This is a genomic window from Streptomyces laurentii, assembly GCF_040635425.1.
Lineage (GTDB): Bacteria > Actinomycetota > Actinomycetes > Streptomycetales > Streptomycetaceae > Streptomyces > Streptomyces laurentii.
The window spans coordinates 1-2,725 of the sequence record NZ_JBEYHT010000129.1; the positions used below are offsets into that span (position 1 = coordinate 1).

Consider the following 2,725-nt stretch of genomic DNA (forward strand, 5'->3'; position numbering starts at 1 on the left):
CGGGCCGCCGGGCTCGATTCCATACGGGTCGTGGCCCATCCGCCCGCCGAGGAGTTCTACCTGCGCACCGGCGCCCGCCGCACCGGCACCGTCCCGCCCGCCGGGCACACCCACTGGGCCCGCCCCGAGCTCCGGTACGACCTCACGGCCGACGCCGCGTGAGCGCCACCCGGCAGGAGACGGGGGAGAAGGCCGAGGACGAGGTCTCGTCGCGGGCGGCCCCCGGCTCGGCGACTTCCTCGCCGGATCCGCCGCCGACCTCACCAGCCCGGCGGTGGCCATCACCGACGGCGGCCTCGCCTGTGTCCTCGCCATCGGACTGCTCGGTGTGCACGGGAAGGGGTTCCGCTGAACCGCCCCGGTTCGAATGGAGACTCGATTTTATGAACCTCGATCCACCGCGTGAATTCCGATCACGGGTGTCGGGCGGGTTCGGGGTGTTTCTTCGGGATGCGGGCAGCGGTGATCGCCGGGTGGCCGTCCGGTACGGGGTCTCCGAGGTCTTTCGGGTCGTGGGCGGGCAGGGCGGTCGCGTGGGTCAGGTGACCATGCGCTGTCCGGTCGCCGTCCACAGGTCGGTGAAGTCGTCGGCCCAGCGCCAGCGTTGGGGCAGGTGGAGGGTGAGGCGTCGGGCGCCGGTGGCGATCCGGGCGGGGATGTTGATCAGGTGGCGGCGGATCGTTCCGGTACGGTCTCTGGCGTGGAAGACGGAGGCGAGGTGGCCGGCCGCGAGGGTGAGGTTGTAGGCGGTGGCTGCGAGGGTGAGCCAGGCGGCGTTCGCGGTGAACTTCCCTGACGGCAGGTGGGCGAGCGCGGAGTCCTCCAGGTCGGCGAAGACCTGCTCGACCTGGGCGTGTTCGCGGTGCATGGGTTCGGCCTGGGCCAGGACGAACGGGCTGTCGGTGAAGATGACGTGGTGGCGCCAGACGGCGAACAGTTCGGCCTGCCCCTCGGGCACGCTCTTGGGGTTCAGCCGCTTCACGCGGCGTACGATCAGCCGGGCGGTGGCGTGGAACGCCTTCTTCTTGCTGGTGAACGCGGTGAAGGGGACTTCGGCGATCTCGGCGTCGGAGATCCAGCGTTCCTCCTGGTCGTCCCAGACGGCGGCGGCGTACTTGATCGGCGTCCACGCGTCCTCGGGGATGGCGGTGATGGCCTCGCGGATCTTCCTCCTGACCGCGACGGCGAGGGAGAAGCGGGCCCCGGCCTTGCGGCAGACCTCGACGACCGTGTGGGAGAAGTACGCGGAGTCGGCGCGGACGATGATCTGCGCGGTGATGCCCATCGCCCGCACGGTGGAAAGGGCCTCGCGCAGCAGACTCGCCGCTCCCTTGCCGGAGCCTGCCGACCCCTTGCGCAGGCGGGTAGCCACGATCACCGGCGCGCAGGTGCCCGTCTTGACCGTGACGATCTGGAAGTGCAGGCCGCGCTGTTTGGTGTAGCCGAAGGAGGCGCCCCGCTTGGCCGGGCCGTAGACCTGCTTGACCTTGGAGTCGATGTCCACGAACACCACCTCGTCCCCGGCGGGGACCAGGCCGGTGTGCGCGGCGGGGTTGCAGGTGAACGCCCGTGCTGCGGACTCCAGTTGGCGCACGTGCCCCCAGGTGAACGCGCGCAGGAAGGTGCCCAGCGTGGACGGGGCGCGCACGCCGCCGAACAGGCGGGGCAGGCCGCCGTGGCGCAGCACGTCCAGGTCATCGACGCTGTCCGCCCCGGCCACCATCCCGCCCACGATCGACAGAGCCTTCGCCTCGGCGGCCGTCCCGGCGCCGTTCTTCGCGCCGGTCAGCTTCACCTTCGCGGCCACCAGAGCGGGTAGCCCGCACCGCTCGGCCAGCCGCATCGTGGGAACCACGCGGTGGATCGAGGATGAAAGGATCGAGTCATGGCACGACCTTCCCGTTACCCGCTTGAGCTCCGCCGCCGTGCGGTGCGCATGGTCGTCGAGGTGCGCGGCGACTACCCGAATGAGACGGCCGCTTTGCAGGCGGTGACCGAGAAGCTCGGCATCGGGTCCCGCGAGACCCTGCGGAACTGGCTGAAGCGGCACGATATCGACGCGGGGACGCGTCCGGGGACGACGACGGAGGAGTCCGCCCGGCTCAAGGCCCTGAAGAAGGAGAACGCCGAACTCAAGCGGGCGAATGAGATCCTGAAAGCCGCGGCGTCTTTCTTCGCGGCCGAGCTCGACCGGCCACACACACGCTCGTAGCGTTCATCGACGAGCACCGGGCCCGCTTCGGCGGTGTCGAGCCGATCTGCCGCGTGCTCACCGAGCACGAGTGCAAGATCGCCCCCTCCACCTACTACGCGGCCAGGAAACGCGCCGCCGAACCCTCGGCCCGGCAGGTGCGGGATACCGCCCTCAAGGGACTGATCCGCGAGGTCCACGAGGCCAACTTCCGTGTCTACGGCGCCAGGAAGATCCGGCGTGAGCTGCACCGCCAGGGCCACGAAGTGGCCCGGTGCACCGTCGAACGCCTGATGCGGGAACTCGGCATCACCGGCGCCGTCCGCGGGAAGAAGATCATCACGACGGTTCCGGGCGGCTCCGTGGAGCGGGCCCCCGACCTCGTGGACCGTAAGTTCGTCGCGCCGGCCCCCAACCGTTGCCGGGCCGCCGATTTCACCTAGACGAGTCATTCCGAATGCTGACGGTGCGTTCGGGAACGCAGACAGGGCGTCCAAGATCGATCTGTGACGAATGACCTGGACGCCCTGCTCA

General features: G+C 69.9%; 3 protein-coding genes and 1 pseudogene. 3 read left to right on the forward strand and 1 reads right to left on the reverse strand.

Features of this window, described 5'->3' with window-relative positions:
- Positions 1-205: 205 nt before the first annotated feature.
- Positions 206-352 (forward strand): annotated as a pseudogene (locus ABZ693_RS36040) (MFS transporter); the annotation flags it as partial.
- A 186-nt stretch (positions 353-538) separates the two neighbouring features.
- Here the strand turns inward: ABZ693_RS36040 and ABZ693_RS36045 are convergent.
- The gene (locus tag ABZ693_RS36045; protein ID WP_435842648.1) at positions 539-1,879 is read right to left on the reverse strand and encodes an IS1380 family transposase; all 1,341 of its coding nucleotides are present in this window, start codon (positions 1,877-1,879) and stop codon (positions 539-541) included.
- A 6-nt stretch (positions 1,880-1,885) separates the two neighbouring features.
- On the opposite strand from ABZ693_RS36045, the gene ABZ693_RS36050 reads away from it, so the two are divergent.
- Both ABZ693_RS36050 and ABZ693_RS36055 read left to right on the forward strand, forming a co-directional pair.
- On the forward strand, positions 1,886-2,212 hold the full coding sequence (locus tag ABZ693_RS36050; protein ID WP_359885716.1) for a transposase: 327 nt from the start codon (positions 1,886-1,888) through the stop codon (positions 2,210-2,212).
- Between the two features lie 53 nt (positions 2,213-2,265).
- Positions 2,266-2,634, forward strand: coding sequence for an IS3 family transposase (locus tag ABZ693_RS36055; protein WP_359885717.1), 369 nt, complete (start codon positions 2,266-2,268; stop codon positions 2,632-2,634).
- The last annotated feature ends 91 nt before the right edge of the window (positions 2,635-2,725 follow it).